The following is a 26357-nucleotide window of genomic DNA, read 5'->3' on the forward strand; positions in this document are numbered from 1 at the left end:
AAAGATGTACGACCCCACAGTCGCCCGGCTCACCTACCGCGGCCTGCTCGGCCGCCGCAGGGCCCTCATCCTGGGCGCCCTGCCCGTCCTGCTGATCGTCATCTCCGTCGCCGTACGCACCTTCACGGGCGCCGACGACCAGGTCGCCGTGGACGTCCTCGGCGGGTTCGCGCTCGCCACGATGGTGCCCATCATCGGCGTCATCGCCGGCACCGGCGCGATCGGCCCCGAGATCGACGACGGCTCGGTCGTCTACCTGCTTGCCAAGCCGGTCAAGCGCCCCACGATCATCTTCACCAAGCTGATCGTCGCCGTCGCCGTCACCATGGCGTTCTCGGCGGTCCCGACGTTCATCGCCGGGATGATCCTCAACGGCAATGGCCAGCAGATCGCCGTCGCCTACACCGTGGCCGCGCTGGTCGCCTCCATCGCGTACGCCGCGCTCTTCCTGCTGCTCGGCACCATCACGCGGCACGCGGTGGTCTTCGGACTCGTCTACGCCCTCGTGTGGGAGGCACTCTTCGGGACGCTGGTCTCCGGTGCGAAGACGCTCAGCGTCCAGCAGTGGTCGCTCGCGGTGGCCCACAAGGTGTCCGGCGGGGACCTCGTCACCTCGGACGTCAGCCTGACCACCGGCACGGTGCTGCTGGTCGTGGTGACCGTCGCCGCCACGTGGTTCGCGGGTCAGAAGCTGCGGACGCTGACGCTGGCAGGCGAGGAGTAACCGCCACGGGGAGCCCGGACGGCTCCACGCGCGTGTGGACCACGACAACGGCCACGCGCGCGTGGAGCCACTTCTGGTCTTGAGATCGGCTTTACGCGCGTAACGGCACACTGGCCCGAGGGAATGCCGGACGAGGAGGAACGGGGATGGCAGCGAAGGCACCGAGGAGCGAAGGGCAGGGCTCCGGCGAAGGCCGGGGGGAGGCCGGGGAGACCTGGGACGACCTCGTCCTCGACGAGGACTTCATACGGTCCGCCGACACGGCCGAGCCGTCCGCGCGTGCCCGAATGCTCGCGGCCCGCTGGCGCGACGGCGGCCCCGACCCGCAGCCCTGGCGCTCCGACGAGCCGCCCGCGGGGTGGTTCTTCAGCAAGGCGCGACGACGCTGGTGGCGTCGCAGCTAGACCCGCCGCCCACCGGCCCTGACGCCCACCCAGCGGTCTCCGCCCTCGGGCCCCGGCCTCCGCGGTGGTGTTCTCCGCCAGGAGGTTCCGGCCCCCGTCGCGCGCGAACGCCCGCCGGGTGGTCGTTTATTCGGTGGCGTCCAACTTGGCTTACGGGCAGAGTGGTTATGTCCAGATCGCCGGGGTCCAGCCGGCGCCGCAGTCCGGGAGAGGAGCACGACGATGCCCGTCAGAAGCAGTTCGTCGAGCTCCCACCAGGGCAGTCCGCGGACTCCGGAGTAGTTACCCCTCCGTCGAGTCCACCCCGCACGGGGAACTGCCCGGGGCGGCCGCTTCGAGCGCGCACATGCGCGGGCCGCCCACCCGGAGGATTGGCCGAGCGGTAAGGCACCGGCTTGCTAAGCCGTGGTCGGGTTCTGAGCCCGCGCGCGTTCGATCCGCGCATCCTCCGCACGACGTTGTCGCCCTGACAGGGCGGGTTTCAGCGAGGTGCCGCCTCGCGGTGGCAACTTTCTGCCCGCCCTGTCCACTCGACCGCTCCCGTACGCGGGCCGACCGGCCCGCGGGTCCGGCGGCGGGCCACCGCCCGTCGCCGCCCTCCCGGGGAGGCCGCTCGCGGCAGGCGGCGCGGCCCCAGGCCGACGGGGCCTAGCCCAGCAGTCTCTCCAGCACCACGGCGATCCCGTCCTCCTCGTTGGACAGGGTCATCTCGTCGGCCACCGCCTTGAGCTCGTCGTGGGCGTTGGCCATCGCCACGCCGTGTGCCGACCACGCGAACATCGGGATGTCGTTCGGCATGTCACCGAAGGCGATCGTCTCGGCCGCCTTCACGCCCAGGCGACGGGCCGCCAGGGACAGCCCCGTGGCCTTCGACAGACCCAGGGGCAGGATCTCCACGATGCCCTCGCCCGCCATCACGATGCTCACCAGACCGCCGGCCGCCGCCCGCGCAGCGGCCGCCAGTTCGTCGTCGGTGAGGCGGGGGTGCTGGATGTACATCTTCGTCAGGGGCGCGGCCCACAGCTCGGCCACGTCGGTGAACGGGACCGCCTGCAGCAGGCCCTGCACCTGGTAGCCCGGGCCGATCAGGACGTCACCGTCGAGGCCGTCACGGCTCGCTGCGAGGGCCAGCGGGCCGGTCTCCGCCTCGATCTTGGCGAGGGCGAGCCCCGCCAGCTGCCGGTCGAGGGTCACCGAAGTGAGCAGCCGGTGCGCGCCGGCGTCGTACAGCTGGGCGCCCTGACCGCACACCGCGAGGCCCTCGTAGCCGAGTGAGTCGAGGATGTGCCGGGTCCAGGCGACCGCCCGGCCGGTGACGACGAGGTGCGCGGCGCCCGCCACGGTGGCCGCGGCGAGCGCCTCACGCGTGCGCTGCGAGACCGTGTCGTCGGAGCGCAGCAACGTTCCGTCGAGATCGGTCGCAACGAGCTTGTAGGGAAACGCCGGAGCGGATCCGGTCGCTTCGGCTCCCGCCGCTCCCGCGGAGCCCGTCGCTTCGGTCGGTCCGGACGACCCGGTGGTGCCGGTCACTTGGAGATCGGCTCCAGCACCTCACGGCCGCCCAGGTACGGACGCAGCACCTCGGGCACGCGCACCGAGCCGTCGGCCAGCTGGTGGTTCTCCAGGATCGCCACGATCGTGCGCGGCACGGCGCACAGCGTGCCGTTCAATGTCGCGAGCGGCTGCACCTTCTTGCCGTCGCGCATGCGCACCGACAGACGACGGGCCTGGAAGCCGTCGCAGTTGGAGGCCGAGGTGAGCTCGCGGTACTTGCCCTGAGTCGGGATCCACGCCTCGCAGTCGAACTTGCGCGAGGCGGACGCGCCCAGGTCGCCCGAGGCCACGTCGATGACCTGGAACGGCAGTTCGAGGCCGGTCAGCCACTGCTTCTCCCAGTCGAGGAGCCGCTGGTGCTCGTTCTCCGCGTCCTCAGGATTGACGTACGAGAACATCTCGACCTTGTCGAACTGGTGCACGCGGAAGATGCCTCGCGTGTCCTTGCCGTACGTGCCGGCCTCGCGGCGGAAGCACGGCGAGAAGCCCGCGTACCGCAGCGGGAGCTTCTCGGCGTCGAGGATCTCGTCCATGTGGTACGCCGCGAGCGGGACCTCGGAGGTGCCAACCAGGTAGTAGTCGTCCTTCTCCAGGTGGTACACGTTCTCCGCGGCCTGGCCGAGGAAGCCGGTGCCCTCCATGGCGCGCGGGCGGACCAGCGCCGGAGTCAGCATCGGGATGAACCCGGCCTCCGTCGCCTGCGCGATCGCCGCGTTGACGAGGGCGAGCTCAAGGAGCGCGCCGACACCCGTCAGGTAGTAGAAGCGCGAGCCGGACACCTTGGCGCCGCGCTCGACGTCGATGGCGCCCAGTGCCTCGCCGAGCTCCAGGTGGTCCTTGGGCTCGAAGCCCTCGGCGCCGAAGTCGCGGATCGTGCCGTGCGTCTCCAGGACGACGAAGTCCTCCTCGCCGCCGACCGGGACGTCGGGGTGCACGAGGTTGCCGAGCTGGGTCAAAAGACGCTTGGTCTCCTCGTCCGCCTCGTGCTGCTCGGCGTCGGCCGCCTTGACGGCCGACGCGAGCTCGCCCGTCCTCTTCAGCAGCTCGGCCCGCTCGTCGCCGGAGGCCTTGGGGATGAGCTTGCCGAGCGCCTTCTGCTCGGAACGGAGCTCGTCGAAGCGGACGCCGGACGACCTGCGCCGCTCGTCGGCGGAGAGGAGGGCGTCGACGAGCGCGACGTCCTCTCCACGGGCGCGCTGGGAGGCGCGAACACGGTCGGGGTCCTCACGGAGCAGGCGAAGGTCAATCACCCCACAAGGCTACCGGTGCGGGGTTCCGGCACACGACCCGGTATTCCGATCTGCCGCTTCTGCCCCTTTTTGGAGGAATTGCCGATTGGCTCGCATTGCGTCAATAAAGCGGGCCGGGTTCCCTGGAACGGGGCAGGCGCAGTGTGGAGGGTTGACCCGATTTCCTTGCGGGACAAGGGACTTGAGGAGGGGGTTGTCCACAGGAATCCGTGCCCGGGAAAAGTTATCCACAGGCTGTGCGAAAGATCTGTGGACATCGGAAGCGATCATTCCGAAAGCCGCATCCGGGGCAGAGAATTCCCGGGTCAAACCTTCTCTACACCCACGTTCGAGTGGAAATGGTTCGCTCTAAGGGATTGGTCAAGGAAAACGGGTGGACGAAGGGTGACCTGCGGGGCTGTGGACGGAGATGTGGGCTGTAGGCCGATATGTCGACTGAGTCATACTTCGTTGTCGACTTGTCCCCAGGTCGAGAAGCAAGCCTGTGGATAACTCTGTGGACGGAGAAAATCTGCAGGTAGGACCGACTAGAAACGGCCGTCCTGGCAGCGCGCCAGCCAGTCGGCAGCCGCCATGAACTCGCCCTCCGACGTACCGGGCCGAGGCGCGGTCACGTCCTTGGGGTCGACATCGGCCTGCGGATAGGACCCGAGGAACCGCACCTGCGGACAGATCCGCTTGAGCCCCATCAGCGCCTCGCCCACCCGGCGCTCCGAGATGTGCCCCTCCGCGTCGATGGCGAAGCAGTAGTTGCCGATGCCCTCGCCGGTCGGCCGGGACTGCAGCAGCATCAGGTTGACTCCGCGGACGGCGAATTCCTGGAGCAGTTCGAGCAGGGCGCCCGGGTGGTCGTCGCGCTGCCAGATGACCACGGACGTCTTGTCCGCGCCGGTCGGCGCCGCGGGCCGGGCGGGTTTGCCCACCAGGACGAACCGGGTCTGCGCGTTCTCGGCGTCGTGGATGCCCGTCTCCAGGGCCTCCAGGCCGTACCGCGCCGCTGCGAACTCGCCCGCGAAGGCCGCGTCGTAACGCCCCTCCTGCACCAGACGGGCACCGTCCGCGTTGGAGGCAGCCGACTCCCAGATGACGTCCGGGAGGTTGTTCCTCATCCAGTTGCGCACCTGCGGCTGGGCGGCCGGGTGTGCGCTGACCGTCTTGATCTCGGAGAGCTTCGTGCCGGGACGGACCAGCAGCGCGAAGGTGATCGAGAGGAGCACCTCGCGGTAGATCATCAAGGGCTCGCCGACGGCCAGTTCGTCGACCGTGGTGGTGATGCCGCCCTCCACCGAGTTCTCGATCGGGACGAACGCGGCCTCGGCCTCGCCGGCCCGGACCGCGTCGAGCGCGGCGGGGACGGACACCATCGGGATGAGCTGCCGGGTGGCCGACTCGGGAAGAGTCCGCAGGGCCACTTCGGTGAAGGTGCCCTCGGGGCCGAGATACGCGTAGCTGGCTGGCATGGGCTCACCCTAATGGGCCTTGCGCCGCCCGGCTCTCGCTTCCGCTGCTGCCGCCCCGGAGAGCGACTCTCACCCCTCGAGCAACTTCTGTCCCACGTACTCCCCCTTCGCCGCCCCGCCCGGCGCCGCGAACAGCCCGCTCGACTCGTGCCGGATGAACGTGGACAGCGCGTCCCCGCGGTCGAGCTTGCGCTGCACCGGGACGAAGCCGCGCAGCGGGTCCGCCTGCCAGCAGACGAAGAGCAGGCCGGCGTCCGGCACGCCGTCCGTGTCGATGCCGTCATGGAAGGAGAAGGGCCGGCGGAGCATCGCCGCGCCGCCGTTCGCGTCGGGCCGGGTGATCCGGGCGTGCGCGTTGACGGGGACGACCAGTCTGCCGTCGCTGTCGGTCTTCTCCAGGTCCATCGCGGTCGTCTCCGTACCGCCGGACAGCGCCGCCCCGTCGGACTTCCGGCGCCCGATCACGCCTTCCTGGTCCTTGACCGAGAGTTTCTCCCAGTCGTCGAGAAGCATGCGGATACGGCGTACGACCGCGTACGAACCGCCCGCCATCCATGCCGGGTCGCCCGCGTCGGGTACGAAGATCCGCTGGTCGAAGTCGGACTCCGAGGGCTTGGGATTGCGCGTGCCGTCGATCTGGCCCATCAGGTTGCGGGCGGTCATGGGGTGGGTGGTGGCGCCCGGAGAGCGGTTGAAGCCGTTCATCTGCCAGCGCACCCTGGCCGCCCGGCCTGCGTCCTGCTGGATCGCGCGAAGGGCGTGGAAGGCGACGAGGGAGTCGTTCGCGCCGATCTGGACCCACAGATCGCCGTTGCTGCGGGCCTTGTCCAGATGGTCCGAGGAGAAGTCGGGCAGCGGGTCCAGGGCGATCGGGCGCTGCTTCTCCAGTCCCGTACGGGCGAAGAAGCTGTGGCCGAAGCCGAAGGTGACCGTGAGGGACGACGGCCCGGCGTCACGTGCGACGTCCGTGTCCCCGCTCGCGGCCGGCTCGCCCGCCATCAGCCGCTCGGCGGTGGTCGACCAGCGCCGCAGCAGAGCGGCCGCCTCCTTGCGGCCCGAGCCGGCCGTCAGGTCGAAGGCGACGAGATGGCCGCGGGCCTGGAGGGCGGTCGTGATGCCCGGCTGATGTTTCCCGTGAAACATCACCTCGTCCGCGCCGATCGAGCTGAGGAGCGCGGTCCGGTCGGCGGAGGGCGCGGCGGCGTATCCGGCGGCTCCGCCCGCCGCGCCGAGCGCGAGCCCGGTGGCGCCGGCCGTGCCGAGCAGACGCCGCCGGGAGACGACGCCCCTGGAGGCGGGCCGCGGGGGTTCCGGGGAAACGGCCTCCTCAAGAGGCGCCTTTTCGGAACGGGCCTGATCAGAGGGGGAAGCAGCCCTCTTGGGAGGCTCTCCGTCGAAAGAGACGTCCGAAGGGGAGGTCTCCGGAGTGGACTGTTCAGCCATGGTGTCGTTCAGCCGATCTGCGCGTTCTTGTCCACGGTCACCTGGTCGATGTCGGAGGTCCGCACCGTCACCGCGATCTGCCAGTTGCCCGCCATCGGGATCTGCACCCCGCTCGCCGTCCAGTGTCCGGTGGCGATGCGGTCGGGGACCACGGGCAGTGGCCCGATGTCCTGCGCCTCCAGCGTGAAGGCGACCTTGACCTCGGGAATGTCGAAGGCCTTGCCGTTCGGCCGCTGCACGTAGACGTGCATGTCGTTGCCGCCCACGCGGGCCGGGTCGAGCTCGACGCGGGCGATGCCCTTGCCGTCCTCGCCCCCGGCGTCGAACGGCATGTCCAGCGACAGTGCACCGCCGGGCTGCTCCGAGGTGGCGGCGGTGGCGGCCTTGGCCTCCTCCTCCGTGCGCCCCGGTTCGGTGGACGTGAGCACGGTGGTGACGGCCAGCAGGACGATCGCGACGCCCGCCTCGGCGAACACCGAGCGGCGCAGGCCCGAGCGGAGCGGGTCGGCGTCCCGCAGGCGCTTCTCGCGCGTGGTGGCCACGGCGGTTCGCTGCCGGGCCAGCTGAGCGGCCCGCTTGCCGCCCCCGCTGTCAGCGCCTCCGGAAGCCGTCTTCTTCTCGTCCGGGCGGCTCTCGGGCTCCTCGGGCTCCTCCGGCTCCTCGGACTTCCCGGGTTCCGTGGACTGCTTCGACTTCTCGGTCTTCTGCGACGCCGGGGCCCCGACGGACGCCGCGGGGGCCCCGACGGACGCCTTCACGGGCTCCTCGGCGGGTACCTGCGACAGCTGGGCGGTCCAGCGCCGGGAGATCCAGGCGATACCGACGAGGACGACCACCAGCGCGACCTTGATCATCAGCAGCTGCCCGTACCACGTCCCGGTGAGCGCCGACCACGTGCCGACCTGCCGCCACGACTGGTAGATCCCGGTCACGACCAGCACGGCCACACTGCCGAACGCGACGCGCGAGAAGCGGCGTACGACGGACGGTTCGATCGACGGCGCGCGGTAGAGCGCCACCAGGAGCGTCGACAGCCCGCCGAGCCAGACCGCGACGGCGAGCAGGTGGAGTATGTCCGCCGGCATCGCGATGCCGGTCTGGATGCCGGCCGAGGCGTGCTCGGCCATCGCCCACGTCGCGGCGAGACCGGCCGCCACGACGAACCCGCCGATGGCGAGCCCGAAGGTCAGATCGCCCTTCTCCTCCTCGTCGTCGCGCTTCTCGTACGCGCCGAAGAGCACGGCGATGAACAGCGCGGCCGCGGCGAGCAGCAGCAGCCTCGACACCAGGGCGGCGCCCGTCTTGGTCTGCAGCACCTGGCTGAGCAGGGTCAGGTCGAAGATGTCGCCGACCTTCCCCGTGCCGGTGTACGACCCGCGCAGCAGCAGCATGGCGAGCGTGGCCCCGGTCAGGGCGAGCCACCCCGACACCACGAGCCGCTGCACCGCCCGCACGCCGGTGCCCCGCGGCCAGCAGGTCAGCACGAAGGCCGCTCCGCCGACCAGAAGGATGAACCCCGCGTACGAGAGGTAGCGGCCGAAGCCGTAGAGCCCGCCCACGACCCCGCCGCCGGCCTCCTGGTCGGACACCGCGACGGAGGTCTTCGAGGGAGCGCCGATGGAGAAGGTGAAGGCACCGGCGACGGGGTGGCTGTCGGCGGACACCACCTGGTAGGTGACGGTGAACGTGCCGTCGGGCAGGCCGGAGTGCAGCTTCACGGCGTAGGTGGTGCCGCCCAGCCCGGACGTCTTGCCGGTGTCCACGCGCTTGCCCTTGGGATCGAGCACGCGCACCGAGCCGTCGGACATCGCGACCTGCTCGGAGAAGGTCAGCGACACCTGGGAGGGCGCCTCGTCGACCACCGCTCCCTGCTGGGGGTCGCTGCCGGTCAGCGCGGCGTGCGCGGAGACGGGCGCGGCTCCGGCGAGGAGCGCGCCGGTGACGGCGAGGAGCAGCAACAGCAGCGTCCGGACCCGGGGAGCGATGGTCTGACTCAACGGTGGTCCCTCCCTCAGTGGTGCGACGTCGTGGACGGTTGCGTGGACGACTGCGTGGACGAGCCGGTCGCCGCCGACGGCCGGTAGACGGCGGACTTCACCGGCATCTCGACCTTGAGGGGCCCGGACTTCGCGAAGTGCAGCTCCAGGGACACCGTGTCGCCCTCCTTCGGCTTGCGCTTCAGCTTCTCGAACATGAGGTGGTCGCCACCGCTTTCGAGGACGAGCTTGCCGTGGGCCGGGACGTCGAGGTCGTTCACCTCTTCCATCGTCTGTCCGACGGTCCGGTGGATGGTGACCTCGCCGGCGACGTCGCTGGTGACGGAGGAGAGCCTGTCGCCCGCGCCGCCGCCGTTGGCGATGACCAGGAAACCGGCCGCCATGGAGTCCGAGACGGGCTGCGGCATGTAGGCCGAGCCGACCGACAGTTCGCCGTCCGACGGGGCCGGGTCCGAGTCGCCGCAGCCCGCCAGGGCCAGCGAGGCGGCCAGGGCGAGGGCGGTCGCGGTCGCCGTACGAGTCGCGGTCGCCGTACGACGGGTCACGGCTTCTCGCCCTTGATCAGCTCGGGGAGGTCCTTGGTGTAGTCGTCGACGGTGGCGTCCTCGCCGTACAGCACGTAACCGGCGTCGGTCTTCGGGGAGAAGGCGATGACCTGCGTGCCGTGCATCGAGGTGACCTTGCCGTTCTTCTCCTTCTTCGGCGCCTCGATGGAGATGCCGAGCGTCCGGGCGCCCGCCTGGATCGTGTCGAAGGAGCCGGTCAGACCGATGACGTCCGGGTCGATGCCCTTGAGCCACTTGCCGAGCGCGGCGGGGGTGTCCCGCTCCGGGTCGGTGGTGACGAACACGATGCGCAGCGAGTCCTTCTCGGCCTGGGACAGCTTCTTGTCCTGGGCCAGCTGCTTCTCGGCGACAGCGATGTTGTTCATCGTCAGCGGGCAGACGTCCGGGCAGTTGGTGTAGCCGAAGTAGATCAGCGTCGGCTTGCCCTTGGTCGCCTCGCGGAGGTCGTACTTCTTGCCGTGCGTGTCGGTGAGGACGAGGTCCGGCTTCTCGAACGGCTTGTCGAGGACCGTGGCGGCCTTGTCCGAGCCGGCATCCGTGGACACCTCGGCGACAGCGTTGCCACTGTCGCCGTCACCGCTGCCGCAGCCGGAAAGGGTCAGAGCGGCCGCGGCGAACAGAGCGGCCACGGCGTACGTCTTCTTGTGCATAGTGCATTCTCCCGGGGACGCCGCACCCGCATTCCACTGCGTGGGCCCGGATCCCCGGCCGGAGTTCGGCCGGGGATGCCGGTGGGGCGTCCGACGTTGGGTCGGGTCGGACCGGACTTACGCGTTGGTACGCCGACGGCCGGCGAGAACGCCGAACGCCACGCCCGCCACACCGACGACGATTCCCACGACGCCCAGCACACGGGCCGTGGTGTCGCTGCTGTCGCCGGAGGCGGCCTCGGTCGTCGAGGTACTGGCGGCGGCCTTCGCGTCGTCGCCCTTCTCGGTGTCGTCGGAGGCGGCGGCGCCGTGGTGGTCGTCGGTGGCCGCGGAGAGTGCGAGCACCGGAGCCGGCGTCTCGGGCTCCTCCGCGCCCTTCTCCTGGGTCTCGATCCAGCGCACGACCTCCTTGTTGGAGTACGTCTGGATCGCCTTGAACACCAGTTCGTCGGTGTCCTCGGGCAGCGCGCCGATGGAGAGGGGGAACTTCTGGAAGTAGCCGGGCTGGATGCCCTTGCCGTCCGCGGTCCAGGTGACCTTGGTGACGGCCTCGTTGATCTTCTCGCCGTGCAGTTCGAGCGGCTTGTCGAGCTTCGACTTGGTGACCTTGACGTTCCAGCCGTCGACGGCCTGCGGCATCACCGACGCGAGCGGGTGGTCGGCCGGGAAGTTGATCTCCAGCTTGGTCGTCGAGGCCTTGTCGCGCTCGTTCGGCACCTTGAAGTTGACCGTCGCGTAACCGCCCTTGGCGGCCGTGCCCTCGGGCTGCACGCTGACGTGCGCGAACGCGGGGCCGGACAGGACGAGGACGGCGGAGGCGGCGACGACACCGGTCGCGGCGATACGAGAAGCCTTCATACGGGAAACACTCCACTTTCAGCACTGGTGCGGTGAAGAACCGGGGATTGCGCGCGCGAAAGAGCGGGCACGCGCGCGTGCCGCACGACGGCACCCCAGGAGTGATACGTCCGAAGTGGTGCGCGGTGTCAGGCGGCGAGGACGAGAGCCCCGCCGGCCGGTGGACCGCGCCGGACGACCGAGTGCTGAAGAGCGGTCGTCCGCGGAACCGGTGGCTCGTACCGCCACGCGCGCGGGGCGTCCGGTACCGCAGGGCAAGCGCCGGGCAGGCCCGCGCGCAGGGCACGTACGAGTGCCAGGGCTCCGCGCAGGGAGACGAGCGGCCCCTCCGACACTCCGTGGGCCGAGAGCCGCAGGAGGCGCCGCAGGGCGACGTCCCCGCGGCGCAGCAGCCATCCTGCGGCGACGGCGGCGAGAACGTGGCCGAGGAGCATCGACAGCGACGGCAGCAACGACGCCGGTGCTCCGACGGCGGCCGGCACGGCGCCCGTCTGCTCGTGCAGGGCGTGAGCGGTGCCCGCGCTGTTCGTACCGCTGCCGGTGTCGAGCCGTGCGTCGGCGAGGATCCGCTGTGCCTGCGCGGGGCTGAGCGTCGCGACGGACGCGCCGCAGACCAGCCGTGCGGCCCGGGCCACCAGCGAGGTGTCCCCGCCCGTGGTCGCGGCGGTCGCCGTGCCGTGCTGCCCGAGACCGAAGAGCGTGTGCAGCACGGTCTGGCCGGTCGCGAGGAGCACGGTGATGCCCGTCAGCGAGCGCTCCCGCCCGGCGAGCGGCGCCGCGACGGCGAAGACGGCGACGAATCCCGCGACGAGCGACCACAGCGGAACGGTGGCGCAGGAGGCGATGGCATGACCGGCCGCGGCCAGCACGACACAGACCGCGGTGAACACCGAGGCCCTCAGGACCCGGAGATCACCTCCGGTGTGCGTGCGCAGGTGGGGGGCAGTCATGGCGGGCTCATCATCGCACTGGCCCCGTCCGCTCCGTACGGCAGGTCCACAAGATGACGTACGGTCCGGAAGATCATGTTCTGGGCCGAGTCGCACCTCGCCTACACCGGCAGATGGTGCCGGCACATCCCCCGTATGGGCGGCATCACGTCAACAGCACGCTTACACCCGGCCCTCGGCGGCAATACGTAACGGTATGTCGAGCCGCGGCCAGGAGGCTGGAGCATGAGCATCTGGTGGTCCCTCCATCTCCGGCGTGAGGCGGCGAGCGTTCCGCTCGCCCGGCGCCTGCTGATCGGCACGATGGAGTCGGCGGGGGTGGATCCTGACATCTCCTACGACCTCTCCGTCGCGCTGAGCGAGGCCTGCGCCAACGCCGTCGAGCACGGGGGCGACGCGGTCCGCGGCGAGCCCACGGAGGCCTACCGCGTCACGGCGTACCTGGACGGCGAGAAGTGCCGGATCGAAGTGACCGACTCGGGTCCCGGGTTCCCGTCGGGGCGTGGCCGGGTGCCCGTCCGGCCCGCCCGCAGCGACGCGGAGCACGGCCGGGGCCTGTGTCTGATCGAGGAGCTCGCCGACCACGTCCACATCGGCAACAGCCCCGGCAGGGGCGGGGCGGTGGTCAGCTTCGACAAGATGCTCAAGTGGCGCGAGGGCGTACCGCTGCTGGCTGTCTGACGGCGCGGCACTCCCGCCGGCTTCGGCACTTCGGCACTCTCAGGGTGCTCACAGCCTTCCCCCAGGTTCCTGACGGGTGGCCCTCCTAGCGTTTACTCATGACGACGGGAACGCACCAGGACACGAGCATCACGCGGCCGTGCGACGACGCAGGGACACCCCCGGACAGAGCCCCCGGTGACGGCCCGGGCGCCGCTCCGGGCACGTCGGCCTTCTCCACCTCCTCCACAGGCCCCTCGGCGTAGGCGGGCACGTCGATGAGCAGCCGTGAGGACGAGACGCTGGCCCACGCCGCCGTGACCGCACTGACCGGGCAGCTGGCGCTGGCCCCCAAGCCCGGACTGCCCGACCCGCGCGATCTCGGCGCCCGCGCGACCGGGGAGGACCACTGCTCCCTGCGCTGGTCCGCCAAGGCCCTGGCGCCCGGCCTCGCGGCGATGGCGGCGGCGGCCCGCCGCACCGGCTCCGCGACCCCCGGGCTGCGGGCGGAACTCGGGGCGATCGGGCGCTGCACCGAACACTCGGTGGCCCTGGCGGGCGGCGGACATCGCGGCGCGCTGTGGGTACTCGGTCTGCTGGTCGCCGCGGCCGCCCTGGAGCCCGCGGCCACGGGGTGCGACCTGGCGGCGACCGCCAAGCGGATCGCCGCGCACCCCGACCGGGGGGCGCCGCGCAGGCCCTCACGCGGTTCGTCGGTCTCCGCGCAGTTCGGCGCGGCCGGCGCGCGCGGCGAGGCGAGAGCCGGATTCCCGCATGTGCGCAGGGCGTTGGAGGCGCTGGCCACGGCCCGCTCGGCGGGTGCCCCCGAGTCTCAGGCGCGGCTCGACGCCCTGCTGACCGTCATGTCGACGCTCCAGGACACGGAGTTGCTCCACACGGCGGGCCCGCACGGGCTGCGGCGCGTCCAGGCGGGCGCCCGCGGCGTCCTCGAAGCGGGTGGCACGGCCACCGCGGCGGGGCGCGCGGCCCTGACAGCCCTCGACGACGACCTCCACGCGCGCGCGTGGAGCCCCCGCGGCAGCGGTGGGCTGCTGGCGGGGGCCCTGTTCGCGGACTCGCTGCCGGTGCGGGTCAGTTCGCCGGCACGGGCTGCCTGACCCGCGGCGCGACGGGCCCGCCGGCCGTCGCCCACCGCACCGCGGGTCCCATCGCGTACGAGGCCGCCAGCATCAGCCCGCCGAGGAGCAGCCAGCCCGGAGTCCCCCAGCCCACGAGCAGCGCCGTCAGCACGAGCGGGCCGAGGGTCCGCGCCACCGTCACGCCCGTACCGAAGAAGCCCTGGTACTCGCCCACGCGGTCGGCCGGGGCGAGGTCGAAGGACAGCTGCCAGGAGCCCGCCGACTGCTGCATCTCGGCGACGACCTGGAGCACCGCGCCGACCGTCAGCAGGGCCACCGCCACCCAGGGCGAGACCCCGGCCGACAGGGCGAACACCGCGCACGAGGCCAGCATCACGAGCCCCGAACGCCGTACCGCGCGCGTGGCCGACGCCGCGCCCGTCACCCCGCGGGCCATCCGCACCTGGAAGAGCATCACCGCGCCGGTGTTGAGCACGAACAGCGCGGAGACCAGCCACGTCGGGGCCTCGGTCCGCTCGGCGATCCACAGCGGGATGCCCAGGCTCAGCAGCGGCATCCGCAGCAGGAGCACCGTGTTGAGGAGGGTCACGACGGCGTAGGGCCGGTCGTGCAGGACCCCGGGTGTGCCGCCCTTCACGTGCTCCCGAGCGACTCCCGCGCGCGTGTGCGCCGGTTCGACGGCCGGGAGCCGCAGCAGCACGGCCGCGCACAGCAGGAAGCTCGCCGCGTCGAGCGCGAACACCGTGAGGTAGGCCGCCTGTGTCCCGGCGTGCAGTGCGAGCCCGCCGAGTCCCGCTCCGACCGCGAGCCCGGCGTTGAGGGTCGACTGGAGGTGCGCGAGAAGGCCCGTCCGCTCCTGCCGGGACACCAGTCCGGCCAGCAGTGCCTGCCGGGCGGCCGCGAGTCCTGACTGCGCGGTGGCGTACGCGCACGCAGCCAGGACGAACGGCACGAAGCCGCGCACGACGAGGAAGGACGCCACGGCGAAGCTCGTGGCCAGCGCCAGGAGCACCGCGGTGCCGCGCGGTCCGCGCCGGTCGGCGAGACGGCCCAGGGGCACGCCCACCACCGAGCCGACCGCCCACGCGATCGTGAGGCCGAGGCCCACGCGCGCGGGTGCGAGCCCGACGACGTGCGTGAAGTACAGGGCGGAGGTGACGTAGTAGGCACCGTCCCCGACGGAGTTGCTCAACTGGGCCAGCGCCAGGACACGTTGCGGGCCCGCGGGCGGGACCAGACGGCTCGTCCGCGCGGGGGCCTCGGCTGCTGCTGCTCGCTTCCTCATGACTACGACGCTATGGGCGCAGTGGGCTCACATACAGGCCCAATATCGATGCTGTTCTGTGGTCCAATTCCGGCGGGAAAGCTCGCGAGGTCAGACCTCCTCCAGCACCTTGCCCAGCACTTCCAGCGCCTCCGGATAGACCCGCTCCCGAGGCGTCCCGTACCCCACCACGAGCCCCTGCGGTCGGCCGTCGCCCGGCCCGTGCCAGTGCTCACCCAGGCATCCCACCGCGAGCCCCATCTCCGCGGCCCGCGCCAGCGCCGCCCCCTCGTCCGCCACGTCGACCAGCGCGTGCAGCCCCGCGGCGATGCCCCGAACTCCGCGCCGCGCGCCCAGCCGGTCCAGCAGCTGGTCACGGCGACGCCGGTAGCGCAGCCGGCACGCGCGCACGTGCCGGTCGTAGGCGTGGCTGGTGATCAGCTCGGCGAGCGCCAACTGGCCGATGGACTCGGTGTGGTGGTCGCTGTGCAGCTTGGCGTCGGTGACCGCGTCGGCCAGGTGCGGCGGCAGCACCATCCAGCCGAGCCGCAGCGCGGGCCCGAGCGTCTTGGACGCCGTCCCCAGGTAGGCCACCTGCCCCGGAGCCATGCCCTGGAGAGCGCCCACGGGCTGCCGGTCGTAGCGGAACTCCCCGTCGTAGTCGTCCTCCACGATCACGCCTCCACGCGCGCGTGCCCAGTCCGTGAGGGCCCGTCGTCGCTCCGGGTGCAGGGTCACCCCGGTCGGATACTGGTGCGCGGGCGTGACGACGACGGCCGCCGCGTCACCCAACCCCCGCACGCGCACGCCCCGTTCGTCGACCTCCGCGGGAACCACCGCCCCGCCGTTGTGCCGGACCACGTCCCGGTGGAAGGGCAGCCCGGGGTCCTCCATGGCGATCGCGCCACCGTCCAGTACCCGTGTGAGGAGCGCGAGCCCCTGTACGTATCCCGATGTGACGACGATCCGCTCGGGCGGCGCGATCACCCCGCGCGCCCGCCCCAGGTACCCCGACAGGGCCGTCCGCAGTTCGATCCGGCCCCGCGGATCCCCGTAGTCGTACGCCAGGGAGGGCGCGTTCGCGATGGCCCGGCGCAGCGCCCGCAGCCAGGCCGCCGCCGGGAACGTACCGACGTCGGGGCTGCCGGGCCGCAGATCGAAACGGGGCGCACGCGCGCGTGCCGCCGTCCCTGGAGCGGCCGCGCTCGCGGAGGGCAGCGAGGCGACCTGCGTGCCGGCCCCCTGCCGTGCGGTGAGGTACCCCTCGGCGACGAGCTGGTCGTACGCCGCTTTGGCCGTGCCCCGGGAGATCCCGAGCTCGTCCGCGAGCCGCCGGGTCGCCGGCAGCCGTGTCCCGGGGGCCAGCCGCCCGTCCCGCACGGCGTCGCGCAACGCCCGTTCGAGGCCGGCCCGGCGCCCGTCGGCCGCGTCGGGTTCGAGATGGAGGTCGACACCGACACCGGCCCAGAACGAGTCCACCGATCAGTTCCCCTCACGTGCGACGGGCCCCCGCGGGGGCATGGGGCCCGCGCGCCGAGCCGCAGGTCACCCGCGGACGAAAAACGGCCGGGCACCCCACTGGTACCCGGCCATCGGTTTCGTATCAGTCCTTCAGCTCAGTCCTTCAGCGAAGCCATCCACGCCTCGACCTCGTCGGAGCGGCGGGGCAGCCCGTCGGAGAGGTTCCTGTTGCCGTCCTCGGTGACGAGGATGTCGTCCTCGATGCGCACGCCGATGCCGCGGTACTCCTCCGGCACGGTCAGGTCGTCCGCCTGGAAGTACAGCCCCGGCTCGACGGTCAGGCACATGCCCGGCTCCAGCGTGCCGTCCACGTACGTCTCGGTCCGCGCGACCGCGCAGTCGTGGACGTCCATGCCGAGCATGTGACCGGTGCCGTGCAGCGTCCAGCGGCGCTGCAGCCCGAGCTCCAGGACCCGCTCGACCGGGCCCTCGACGAGCCCCCACCCGACGAGCCTCTCGGCCAGCACGCGCTGCGAGGCGTCATGGAAGTCCCGGTACTTGGCGCCCGGCCGCACGGCCGCGATACCGGCCTCCTGGGCCTCGTAGACGGCGTCGTAGATCTTCTTCTGGATCTCGCTGTACGTGCCGTTCACCGGCAGTGTCCGCGTGACGTCGGCCGTGTAGAGCGTGTGGGTCTCCACGCCCGCGTCCAGCAGCAGCAGGTCCCCCGAGCGCACGGGGCCGTCGTTGCGCACCCAGTGCAGGGTGCATGCGTGCGGTCCCGCCGCGCAGATCGAGCCGTAGCCGATGTCGTTGCCCTCGACCCGCGCGCGCAGGAAGAACGTGCCCTCGATGTAGCGCTCGCTGGTCGCCTCGGCGCGGTCCAGGACCCGTACGACGTCCTCGAAGCCGCGCACGGTCGAGTCGACCGCCTTCTGCAGTTCGCCGGCCTCGAACTCGTCCTTGACGAGGCGGGCCTCGGAGAGGAAGACCCGCAGTTCGGCGTCGCGCTCCGCGGTGACCTTGTCGGTGAGCGCGGACTCGACGGCGGCGTCGTGGCCGCGGACGACGCGGACCGGGCCGGTCGCCTCGCGCAGCCTGTCGGGCAGCTCGCGGACGTCCGAGGCCGTAATGCCGTACAGCTGTTCGGCCTCGGTCAGGGAGTGGCGGCGGCCGACCCACAGTTCGCCCTGGCCGGAGAGCCAGAACTCGCCGTTCTCACGGTCGGAGCGCGGCAGCAGGTAGAGCGTGGCCCGGTGGCCGTCCGAGGTGGGCTCCAGCACCAGGACGCCGTCCTCGGTGAGGTTGCCGGTCAGGTACGCGTATTCGACCGAGGCACGGAACGGGTACTCCGTGTCGTTCGAACGGGTCTTCAGGTTGCCCGCGGGGATCACCAGGCGCTCGCCCGGGAAGCGCGCGGAGAGCGCGGCGCGGCGGCGGGCCGTGTGCGCGGCCTGCGGGATCGGCTCCAGGCCGTGCAGCTCCGTGTCGGCCCAGCCGGACTTCATGCTCTCGGCCAGCTCGTCGGACACGCCCGGGTACAGGCCGTTCTTGCGCTGCTTGACGGGCTCTTCTCCGTCCGCCTGGTCGGCGGCCTCTTCAAGCACGGCTTCCGGGGTCTCCGGGTTGAGCGCCTCCGACACGATCTGCCTCCTCGATACGACTCTGGACGCCCTCCATCGTACGGTCGTACGGAAGGACGCCCAGGGCCGGAAGACCTGATGACGTGCGGCTCACCCGCGAGACGTGCGGCTCACTCGAACCGGGCCGCGAGGAGCACCACGTCCTCGTCGCTGTCGGCGTCGGCGAGGCCGTCGGGCAGCACGCTCCGCAGGACGTGGTCGGCGACGGCGCCCGGGTCCGCGCGCAGTGCCCTGGGCACGCTCGCGGCGGCCGCGTGCAGCCGCGAGAAGGCCCGGTCCATGGGATCACCGGTGCGGTGCAGCAGCCCGTCCGTGTACAGCAGAACCGTCTCTCCGGCCTCCGCCTGGAACTCCACGCTCGGCGCCTCCCAGCAGGCGAGCATCCCCAGCGGCGCCGAGACCGACGTCTCCACGTACTCGGTGCGCCGCTCGCCGATCACCAGCGGAGGGCTGTGCCCGGCCCCGGCCAGTGTGATCTTGCGCAGCGCGGGCTCGCAGTACGCGAACAGGGCGGTGGCGGAGCGGGCCGGCTCGGTGAGCCTGAGCAGCAGTTCCAGATCGGACAGGACGGCGACGGGGTCCTCGCCCTCCATCACGGCGTACGCCCGCAGTGAGGCCCTCAGCCGGCCCATCGCCGCGACGGCGCTGGGGCCCGAACCGGTGACGGATCCGACGGCGAGGCCGAGGGCGGCGTCCGGCAGCGGCAGCGCGTCGTACCAGTCGCCGCCGCCGCGCGGACCCGTGCGGTGCCGTGCGGCGAGCTGGACTCCGGAGACGCGGGGCAGCCGGGAGGGGAGCAGCTCCTCCGAGATGGTCGCCATGCACGCGCGCGTGCGCTCCAGTTCCACCAGGCGGGCCAGGTGCTCGGCCGCGTACCCCGTGTAGAGGCCGACCAGGTGGCGCTGCCGTTCGACCGGCTCGGCCGGCTCGTCGTAGAGCCACACGGCGGCGCCCAGCCGGCCGGCCGCCTCCGTGGCCAACGGCAGCGCGTAACTCGCGGCATATCCGAGCCGGGCGGCCACCTCGCGGTGCCGCGGGTCGAGCCCGTCCTCGGAGAGGAGGTCGGGCTGGGCGATCTCGCCCTCGCCCCCGGGGAGCCCGTCGAGGATCTTGCCGTACGACATGGAGCTGCGCGGGACGGTCTCGATGTGGCCCAGATCGGCTCGGGCCAGCCCCAGGCCGATCGTCGTGTCCGGGCCGAGTCCGTCGCCCGGTTCCAGCACCACGAGGCCGCGCCGGGCGCCCACGAGGGCGGCTCCGGCGCGCAGCAGTTCCTGGAGTGCGTCCGCCAGTGAGGCGGTGCGTGCCAGCCGCTCGGTGAGCTCGTGCAGAGTGGTGAGATCCGAGACCCAGCCTGCGAGTCTGTCCTGGAGAACGGCACTGGGCGCGTGGGGCGAAGTGGTCGGTTCGGGACCCGTGGTGGCACGTGTAGGCGCGACAGTGTGTGCGGGTGCCGGAACCGTTGAATCGATTCCGGCCACTTTCGGAAGGTGAGGGGCGTTCATGGTGTCCGGCTTTCCGACCGGTGCGTATTGCTCAATAGCATCGCAAACCCCCATGTCATTCTGCGCCGCTGGCAGTGTCTCCACATGTACACGCACTCGTAAGGGGATGTCCAGCATTGTCCTGCCGGGATTCCTGGTGTCCATGGGACCGTTGCGGGAATGTAAAGTTGACTGAAAACTGACTCGAGTCTCGGTGCTTTGCGGTCGACTGGCCTTGCTCGACAGAGCGTCACAGCGGTCGTGATGGGTACGTACTCGGTGAAGGCCAGGGGTGGTTGGGATCGTCCCGGAACCTGGCGACGGACCCGGGCGTCTTAACCACTGACGACCGTGCCCCATCCTCCCGTGGCGGAGGCGGCTAGAAATACGCGCGACAGTAAACGCCAGGCGCCGCCACCCCACGCCATGCCCGTGCTTCAGACACACGCAGTATGGACGCGGACGCAGCCAATGATCGGCCCATAGGGGTTCCCCTTGTCTCGGACAAGGGTGTGATGCGCCAGCAGGTACGCACAGTGAAGTGATCGACACATGGTGTGATGTGGTTCCTCGGCGTTCAACGGAAAGGAACGAGCGCACATGCGCGAGATCCTCGGAAGGCGACGCAGGCTCCTGTCCAGGCGAAACGACGGGAGGCCTGAGATGCTCAGCGCGGCCCTGACCTTCGCGACCGCATGGGAGTGGCCCGTACTGCCGGGTGTGGCCCCGGACCCGCAGGGGCGGGCCCGATGCGGGTGCCCGGACTCGGAGTGCACGGTGCCCGGTGCCCATCCCTTCGACCCCGGCCTCCTCGCGGCCACCACCGACGAGCGCATGGCGCGCTGGTGGTGGACGAACCGGCCCACGGCGCCGATCATCCTCGCCACCGGAGGCAGGGCCCCGTGCGCGGTGAGCCTGCCGGCACCGGCGGCCGCCCGCGCGCTCGCCGCACTCGACCACACGGGGATGCGCCTCGGCCCCGTGATCGCGGCCCCGACGCGGTGGGCGCTGCTCGTGAAGCCGTACTCCCTGGAGCAGTTGGGCGAACTGCTCTACGCGAAGGACTTCGTGCCGGGCTCGCTGCGTTTCCACGGCGAGGGCGGCTACGTGGCCCTGCCCCCGTCCGAGACCGGCCAGGGCGCGATCCGCTGGGAGAGGGCGCCACTGCCCGGTTCGGCCGCCCCCTGGGTGCCCGACGTGGAGGCCGTGGTGGACGCGGTGGTGGAGGCGCTCACTCGTACGGGTGTGAGCGCCCCCGAGTTGTAGGGCACTCGGGCGCGCGGCCCGCCGCGCGCCCGCCTTGCTCGTTATCGTCCCTTTCATGCTGCGTCACTCCGGGGGACGGCCCCTGGACCCCCGAAGAGTCCGCCTGATGATGCTCACGGGCATCGTCGTGCTCACGGTCGCGCTTCCGCTCGCCGTGGCCTCCGCGGGGCCGACGGGCGGCGAGGCCCCCGCGTCCGCACACACGTCCGTACACGCCTCCGGCGATGCCCTGCGAGCCGCGGGCCGCGCAGCTACCTCCGCGGACCGCGCTCCGGGCGGGCGGGCCTCCGGCGGCGGCAGTGACGCGGGAGGCCGCCTCCCCGACGAGGCCCGTGGCGCCGGCCGCACCGACGACCGGGCGCCAGGTTCGCCCGCCGCAGCGCCCGAGGACCCCCTGACACTGGGTGTGGGGCTCGCCACCGCGGCCCGCTGCGGTCCCGAACTCACCTCGCCGGGCGGTATCGAGGCCCAGACGTGCGTGCTGACACAGGGGCGGGAGACCTGGGCGCGTACCTACTACCGCAACGCGACCGGTGACGATCTCACGTCCGTACTGACACTCATGGCGCCCGGAGACCGCACCGTGCGGATGCACTGCGTGGTGGGAGCGGACGACGAGCCCGGGTTGTGCGAGACGCCGCGGGAACGTACGACCGCGGACGCGCCGTCGTACACGGCGGTCGCTGAGTTCGCGGAGGGTGCCGATGGGCCGCTGCTGCTGCGGTCGGGGAGCAACTCACCTGCGCAGACCGCGCGTTGAGGACTTCGTCGACGGCGGGCCCGTATCCGGACATGAAAAGACCCGGTTGCTGGCGACGGGGGATGCACCAGCAACCGGGCTACAGAAACGGTAACAAGAGATCGGCGGTTCGCAAATTCGATCTCGGCTATTCGGACACCGATTCGCTTGTGACGTCCGGGAGTTGTGACAGGAGTCACCCGCTCCGCACGCCTGTCGCCCGGCTGACCGGTCGGTCAGCCGGGGCCGGGCGCCCGCTGTGTGTCAGCTCAGGGTGACCTGGCGGTTGGTGAGGCCGCCGCGTGCCCGGCGCTCGTCCGCGGTGAGCGGTGCGTCCGTGGCCAGCGCGGCGGCGAGCCGCTCGGCGAACTCGGCCGCGGGCTTCTCGACGTCCTCCGCCGTGACACCCGTCGGCAGGTCCCAGACGGGGACGGTGAGGCCGTGGGCTCGGAAGGAACCCACGAGACGGGTGCCCTCGCCGAGGCTCGACCGGCCCGCCGCGTGCAGCCGCGCGAGGGCGTCCAGAAGCTGCTCCTCCGGGTGCGGCATGACCCAGCGCAGGTGGTTCTTGTCGGGGGTCTCGCACCAGTACGCCGCGTCGACACCGGTGAGCTTCACCGTCGGGATCGCGGCGGCGTTGGCCCGCTCCAGGGAGGCGGTCACCTCCGCGGTCGAGTTCTGCGCGTCCGGAACCCAGAACTCGAAGCCCGCGTGCACAACTGGCTCGAACGCGCCTTCGGGGTCGAGGAGGTCTTGGAGGCGCACCCCGTCGCTCGGGGCGCGGCGGCCCTGGACCGGCGTACCGGGCTCGGCGGTGAGCGCACGCTGGAGGGTGTCGGCCAGGTCGCGGCTGATGTCACCGGACGCCGTGTCGTTCTGCAGGCCGATGAGGACCGAGCCGTCGTCGCGGCGCAGCGCCGGCCAGGCCATCGGCAGCACCGTCGCGAGCGTGACCGACGGAACGCCCTCCGGGAGGGCCTCCTTCAGATGCAGCTCGACGGTGGCCGCGGGCACCAGCTCGCGCAGCGCGACCCAGTCGCCCTCGCCCGGCAGTCCCTCGAAGGGCCGGTGCACCAGCTCGGTCACGGCGTGCGCGGCGGCGCGGCCGTGACAGGCCTTGTAGCGGCGGCCGCTGTCGCAGGGGCAGGGTTCGCGTGCGCCGACAACCGGCACGTGTCCGTCGGCGCCGGCGGCGCGGGCTCCATCCTTCGGCTGCGCCGGCTTGGCCTTGGTCTGGGGTCGCTTCTTGGCCATCGTGGATGTCTCCCGGTTACGGCTCGACTCGTACGGGCGCGAGCCTAGCCGCTCGTACGAGGACCGACGGGACCCTGTGGACAACGTGCCGGGTCGTACCCGGAGCGTGGCTTCGGTTCGTCCCGGAACCGGCACTTCCGTCTGCTTCGAGCTCGCTGCTGTGCGCGCTTGTGTGTCTGATGCAGTGCCTGATCGCTGCCCGCTGCCCGCTGCCGGGTCCGCTTCAGTCCAGGCTGTCGAAGGCGTCCCCGAAGTCCAGGTCGGGTATCGCGGACACCGCGGGGGCCGTGACCCGCGTGGCGAAGTCGTCGCGGCGACGCCCCGCGTGAGCGTCCTTGTGCACCACCACCCACACCGTGACCTCACCCCGGGCGTCGTCCCGTACGCCCCAGTCGTCGGCCAGGGCCGTGATGATGTTCAGCCCGCGGCCGCCGCGTGCGGTGACCGAGGGCGTGGCCGGAACCGGACGGGTCGGACCACCGCCGTCCGTCACCTCGACGGTGAGCCGGCCGGTCGGTTCGACGCGCCACGCGGCCAGGACGTCGCCGTCCCCGGCCAGGGCGTCACCCAGCGGCCTGCCGTGCCGGCACGCGTTGCTCAGTAGTTCGGAAAGGATCAGTACGGCATCGTCGATGACCGTTTCCGCCACACCGCCGGTGCGCAGCTGAGCCCGCATCCGGTGTCTTGCCTGTCCCACGCCCGCAGGGCCATGGGGTACGGCCATGCTCGACGACGCGGGCACCTCCTGTGCCACCACCAACGCCACCCCCGAGACCTCCTTTGCCCCACGCCACGGTGTGGATGCCCTCCTGGACTGGACCGGAAACCGGCCAATGCACGTGCAGTGACGCACTCGCAACGATCGAATACGGACCGAACGCGCCGGAGCACTCCCTGTAACCGTATGGCCTGAATTCGACGGCTTGGCCAGGACGTAAGGGCCCGTGGGTGAAACCCGAGTGCCTCGCGAGGCCGGTGGGGCGGGGGTTTCAGCGTCCGAGCTGGCGCAGTACCGCGCGCGGGCGGTTGGTGATGATGGCGTCGACGCCCAGTCCGACACAGAGGTCGACGTCCTGCGGGTCGTTCACCGTCCACACGTGCACCTGGTGGCCTGCCCGCTTCAGGCGCTCGATGTACGCAGGGTGGTTGCGCACGATCCGCAGGGAGGGGCCCGCGATCCCGACCCCCGGCGGCAGCCGTCCGTCACGCAGCCGGGGGGAGACGAACTGCAGCAGATAGACCGTCGGCAGCGTCGGCGACGCCATACGGACGCGCTGCAGGGAGCGTGCCGAGAAGCTCATGACGCGCACCGGCGACTCGGCGGGCGAGGGTGGCGCGTCCAGGCCGAAGCGCTTCAGGAGGACCAGCAGGCGCTCCTCGACCTGACCGGCCCAGCGTGTGGGGTGCTTCGTCTCGATCGCGAGCCGTACGGGGCGGCCGGCGTCGGCCACGAGTTCGAGCAGGCGCTCCAGGGTGAGGACGGACTGCTGCTCCCAGGAGGGGGGCCGCTGCTGTTCCCAGTCGGGTGCCTCGTCGCGGTTCTTCCAGGAGCCGAAGTCCAGGGCGGCGAGATCGGAGAGTTCCAGGGCCGATACGGCGCCACGGCCGTTGGAGGTGCGGTTGACGCGGCGGTCGTGGACGCAGACGAGATGCCCGTCCGCGGTCAGCCGGACATCGCACTCAAGGGCGTCGGCCCCGTCCTCGATCGCTTTCTCGTACGCGGCCAGGGTGTGCTCGGGGGCCTCTTCGGAGGCCCCGCGGTGGGCGACGACCTGGGTCAGGTTCTGTCGTGCGTGGGTCACCGCGTCATGGTGCCATCGCAAGTGGGTACGCGTGGGGTGGGTGGCGCGGACATGAAATGGTTTTGTCGGACCTGTCCTATATAAAGGAAGTTCCCGGAGTCACAGGTGCCGCTTATGGTGCCCTGACGTCCCGTGGGAAAAGCTGACGGCATACAAAAGCACATGCACAGCTGAATCGTGTCGGTTCCCGAACACGCGTGAGTGAAGTCCTGAACACACGCGACCGAACGTGAGCGGATGCGACCTGAAAGAACAGCCGTGGATCGAGAGGAAGAGCTGTGAGCACCGAGAACGAGGGCACTGCAGTACCCCCGGCCCCGTCTGCACCTCCCGTGCCGGTGGACACTCCCGCTGCTTCCGTGCCGCCGGAGCAGGCGGCCGCGCAGGCAGCGGGCCCCGTGGGCCCCCACGGCCCCCACCAGGGCACGGCTCAGCCCCAGGGCTCGGCCTCTTTCCAGGAGGCGGGCTCGTACCAGGGAGGCGCGCCGACCGCCACGTTGCCCTCGGGGGCTCCCGCGCACGCCGCCCCCGCCCCGGAGGCGGGTGCCTGGCCGCCTCCTCCGCCGGCCACACCCTCGTACGGAGACGGCGGCGAGAGCGGCACGGGGGACGTGTGGGGATCCTCGTACCAGCAGCCCGCTCCCAAGCCGAAGTCCGGCGGGCGCGGCGGCCTGGTCGCCGCGGTCCTGGTGGCCGCGCTGATCGCGGGCGGCGTGGGCGGCGGCATCGGCTACTGGGCGGCGGACCGTAACGACTCCACGGGTTCCACGACGGTTTCCGCGTCCCAGAGCGGCGGCGACCTCAAGCGCGACGCCGGCACGATCGCGAACGTGGCCGCCACGGCTCTGCCGAGCACGGTCACCATCGAGGCCGAGGGCAGCAACGGCGAGGGCGGCACGGGCACCGGCTTCGTCTTCGACAAGCAGGGCCACATCCTGACCAACAACCACGTGGTCGCCGAGGCGGTCGAGAGCGGCAAGCTGTCGGCCACCTTCTCGAACGGCAAGAAGTACGACGCCGAGGTCGTCGGCCACGCCCAGGGTTACGACGTGGCGGTCATCAAGCTGAAGAACGCGCCGAACGACCTCAAGCCGCTGCCGCTCGGCAACTCGGACAAGATCGCCGTCGGCGACTCGACGATCGCGATCGGCGCCCCGTTCGGCCTTTCGAACACGGTGACCACCGGCATCATCAGCGCCAAGAACCGCCCGGTGGCCTCCAGCGACGGCAGTTCGCAGAGCAAGGCCTCGTACATGAGCGCCCTGCAGACCGACGCCTCGATCAACCCGGGCAACTCCGGTGGCCCGCTCCTGGACGCGCAGGGCTCGGTGATCGGCATCAACTCCGCGATCCAGTCCACGAGTGGTGGCCTGGGCGGCGCCGGCCAGTCCGGCTCCATCGGTCTGGGCTTCGCGATTCCGGTCAACCAGGCGAAGACCGTCGCGCAGCAGCTCATCAGGACCGGCAAGCCCGTCTACCCCGTGATCGGCGCCTCGGTCTCGCTGGAGGAGGGCACGGGCGGCGCGAAGATCACGGACAAGGGCGCGAGCGACTCCGCCGCGGTCACGCCGAACGGCCCCGCGGACAAGGCCGGCCTCAAGCCCGGTGACGTCATCACCAAGCTCGACGACCGCGTGATCGACAGCGGCCCCACCCTCATCGGCGAGATCTGGACCCACCAGCCCAACGACACCGTCAAGCTCACCTACACCCGCGACGGAAAGCAGCGCACGGCCGAGGTCACCCTGGGCCAGCGCGAGGGCGACAGCTGACCCGTAACTCGTGCCCCCGCGCCGATCTCTCAGCGGCGCGGGGTGGGTGGCCCGAG

The 26357-nt window shown here is 71.5% G+C and carries 23 protein-coding genes and 1 tRNA gene; 8 read left to right on the forward strand and 16 right to left on the reverse strand.

Annotation, left to right across the window (positions count from 1 at the left end):
- Positions 1–4 precede the first annotated feature (4 nt).
- From KUF83_RS25065 to KUF83_RS25075, 3 genes are all read left to right on the forward strand, one after another.
- On the forward strand, positions 5–724 hold the full coding sequence (locus KUF83_RS25065; RefSeq protein WP_217457179.1) for an ABC transporter permease: 720 nt from the start codon (positions 5–7) through the stop codon (positions 722–724).
- Between the two features lie 146 nt (positions 725–870).
- Positions 871–1128, forward strand: coding sequence for a hypothetical protein (locus KUF83_RS25070; RefSeq protein ID WP_217457180.1), 258 nt, complete (start codon positions 871–873; stop codon positions 1126–1128).
- Positions 1129–1493: 365 nt separating this feature from the next.
- A tRNA-Ser gene (locus KUF83_RS25075) sits at positions 1494–1579 on the forward strand.
- Positions 1580–1776: 197 nt separating this feature from the next.
- Here the strand turns inward: KUF83_RS25075 and KUF83_RS25080 are convergent.
- The 9 genes from KUF83_RS25080 to KUF83_RS25120 all read right to left on the reverse strand — a co-directional run bounded on the left by KUF83_RS25080 (position 1777) and on the right by KUF83_RS25120 (position 11856).
- A complete protein-coding gene (locus KUF83_RS25080) occupies positions 1777–2658 on the reverse strand; it encodes an HAD family hydrolase (protein ID WP_217457181.1) in 882 nt (293 codons plus the stop codon).
- On the reverse strand, positions 2655–3932 hold the full coding sequence (gene serS, locus KUF83_RS25085) for a serine--tRNA ligase (RefSeq protein WP_217457182.1): 1278 nt from the start codon (positions 3930–3932) through the stop codon (positions 2655–2657). The genes KUF83_RS25080 and serS overlap by 4 nt, the downstream gene beginning before the upstream one ends.
- Positions 3933–4459: 527 nt before the next feature.
- On the reverse strand, positions 4460–5392 hold the full coding sequence (gene pheA / locus KUF83_RS25090) for a prephenate dehydratase (RefSeq protein ID WP_217457183.1): 933 nt from the start codon (positions 5390–5392) through the stop codon (positions 4460–4462).
- Between the two features lie 69 nt (positions 5393–5461).
- Positions 5462–6835: an iron uptake transporter deferrochelatase/peroxidase subunit gene (gene efeB, locus KUF83_RS25095; protein WP_217457184.1), complete on the reverse strand. Its 1374-nt coding sequence runs from the start codon at positions 6833–6835 to the stop codon at positions 5462–5464.
- An 8-nt stretch (positions 6836–6843) separates the two neighbouring features.
- Entirely contained in the window at positions 6844–8832 is a 1989-nt protein-coding gene (locus KUF83_RS25100) for a copper resistance CopC/CopD family protein (RefSeq protein WP_217457185.1), read from the reverse strand.
- A 14-nt stretch (positions 8833–8846) separates the two neighbouring features.
- On the reverse strand, positions 8847–9377 hold the full coding sequence (locus KUF83_RS25105; protein ID WP_217457186.1) for a copper chaperone PCu(A)C: 531 nt from the start codon (positions 9375–9377) through the stop codon (positions 8847–8849).
- On the reverse strand, positions 9374–10048 hold the full coding sequence (locus KUF83_RS25110; protein ID WP_217457187.1) for an SCO family protein: 675 nt from the start codon (positions 10046–10048) through the stop codon (positions 9374–9376). The genes KUF83_RS25105 and KUF83_RS25110 overlap by 4 nt, the downstream gene beginning before the upstream one ends.
- A gap of 117 nt (positions 10049–10165) precedes the next feature.
- The gene (locus KUF83_RS25115; protein WP_217457188.1) at positions 10166–10906 is read right to left on the reverse strand and encodes a YcnI family protein; all 741 of its coding nucleotides are present in this window, start codon (positions 10904–10906) and stop codon (positions 10166–10168) included.
- Between the two features lie 128 nt (positions 10907–11034).
- Entirely contained in the window at positions 11035–11856 is an 822-nt protein-coding gene (locus KUF83_RS25120) for a hypothetical protein (protein ID WP_217457189.1), read from the reverse strand.
- 225 nt (positions 11857–12081) lie between these two features.
- On the opposite strand from KUF83_RS25120, the gene KUF83_RS25125 reads away from it, so the two are divergent.
- Both KUF83_RS25125 and KUF83_RS25130 read left to right on the forward strand, forming a co-directional pair.
- Entirely contained in the window at positions 12082–12537 is a 456-nt protein-coding gene (locus tag KUF83_RS25125; RefSeq protein WP_217457190.1) for an ATP-binding protein, read from the forward strand.
- A 257-nt stretch (positions 12538–12794) separates the two neighbouring features.
- Positions 12795–13634: a triphosphoribosyl-dephospho-CoA synthase gene (locus tag KUF83_RS25130; protein ID WP_217457191.1), complete on the forward strand. Its 840-nt coding sequence runs from the start codon at positions 12795–12797 to the stop codon at positions 13632–13634.
- Here KUF83_RS25130 and KUF83_RS25135 read toward each other — a convergent pair.
- From KUF83_RS25135 to KUF83_RS25150, 4 genes are all read right to left on the reverse strand, one after another.
- Positions 13609–14901, reverse strand: coding sequence for an MFS transporter (locus KUF83_RS25135; RefSeq protein ID WP_217457192.1), 1293 nt, complete (start codon positions 14899–14901; stop codon positions 13609–13611). The two genes, KUF83_RS25130 and KUF83_RS25135, sit on opposite strands and share 26 nt — an antisense overlap.
- 90 nt (positions 14902–14991) lie before the next feature.
- Positions 14992–16359 (reverse strand): PLP-dependent aminotransferase family protein, encoded by a 1368-nt coding sequence (locus KUF83_RS25140; protein ID WP_217457193.1) that lies wholly within the window; start codon positions 16357–16359, stop codon positions 14992–14994.
- Between the two features lie 137 nt (positions 16360–16496).
- Positions 16497–17984: an aminopeptidase P family protein gene (locus KUF83_RS25145; protein WP_217457194.1), complete on the reverse strand. Its 1488-nt coding sequence runs from the start codon at positions 17982–17984 to the stop codon at positions 16497–16499.
- Between the two features lie 110 nt (positions 17985–18094).
- Positions 18095–19606: a PP2C family protein-serine/threonine phosphatase gene (locus tag KUF83_RS25150; RefSeq protein ID WP_217457311.1), complete on the reverse strand. Its 1512-nt coding sequence runs from the start codon at positions 19604–19606 to the stop codon at positions 18095–18097.
- A 462-nt stretch (positions 19607–20068) separates the two neighbouring features.
- Between KUF83_RS25150 and KUF83_RS25155 the strand changes: the two genes are divergently transcribed.
- Together KUF83_RS25155 and KUF83_RS25160 are read left to right on the forward strand one after the other, a co-directional pair.
- On the forward strand, positions 20069–20734 hold the full coding sequence (locus KUF83_RS25155; protein ID WP_217457195.1) for a bifunctional DNA primase/polymerase: 666 nt from the start codon (positions 20069–20071) through the stop codon (positions 20732–20734).
- A 55-nt stretch (positions 20735–20789) separates the two neighbouring features.
- Entirely contained in the window at positions 20790–21494 is a 705-nt protein-coding gene (locus KUF83_RS25160; RefSeq protein WP_217457196.1) for a hypothetical protein, read from the forward strand.
- Positions 21495–21737: 243 nt separating this feature from the next.
- On the opposite strand, the gene KUF83_RS25165 is transcribed toward KUF83_RS25160, so the two are convergent.
- The 3 genes from KUF83_RS25165 to KUF83_RS25175 form a co-directional block, all read right to left on the reverse strand.
- Positions 21738–22727 carry a DUF5926 family protein gene (locus KUF83_RS25165; protein ID WP_217457197.1) on the reverse strand — a complete coding sequence of 330 codons (990 nt, stop codon included), beginning with the start codon at positions 22725–22727 and terminating at the stop codon, positions 21738–21740.
- A 223-nt stretch (positions 22728–22950) separates the two neighbouring features.
- Entirely contained in the window at positions 22951–23580 is a 630-nt protein-coding gene (locus KUF83_RS25170) for an ATP-binding protein (RefSeq protein WP_217457198.1), read from the reverse strand.
- A gap of 136 nt (positions 23581–23716) precedes the next feature.
- Entirely contained in the window at positions 23717–24529 is an 813-nt protein-coding gene (locus KUF83_RS25175) for a glycerophosphodiester phosphodiesterase (protein ID WP_217457199.1), read from the reverse strand.
- Positions 24530–24807: 278 nt separating this feature from the next.
- Between KUF83_RS25175 and KUF83_RS25180 the strand changes: the two genes are divergently transcribed.
- On the forward strand, positions 24808–26301 hold the full coding sequence (locus KUF83_RS25180) for a S1C family serine protease (RefSeq protein WP_217457200.1): 1494 nt from the start codon (positions 24808–24810) through the stop codon (positions 26299–26301).
- Positions 26302–26357 lie beyond the last annotated feature (56 nt).

This window comes from Streptomyces sp. BV286 (assembly GCF_019090165.1).
Classification (GTDB): Bacteria; Actinomycetota; Actinomycetes; order Streptomycetales; family Streptomycetaceae; genus Streptomyces.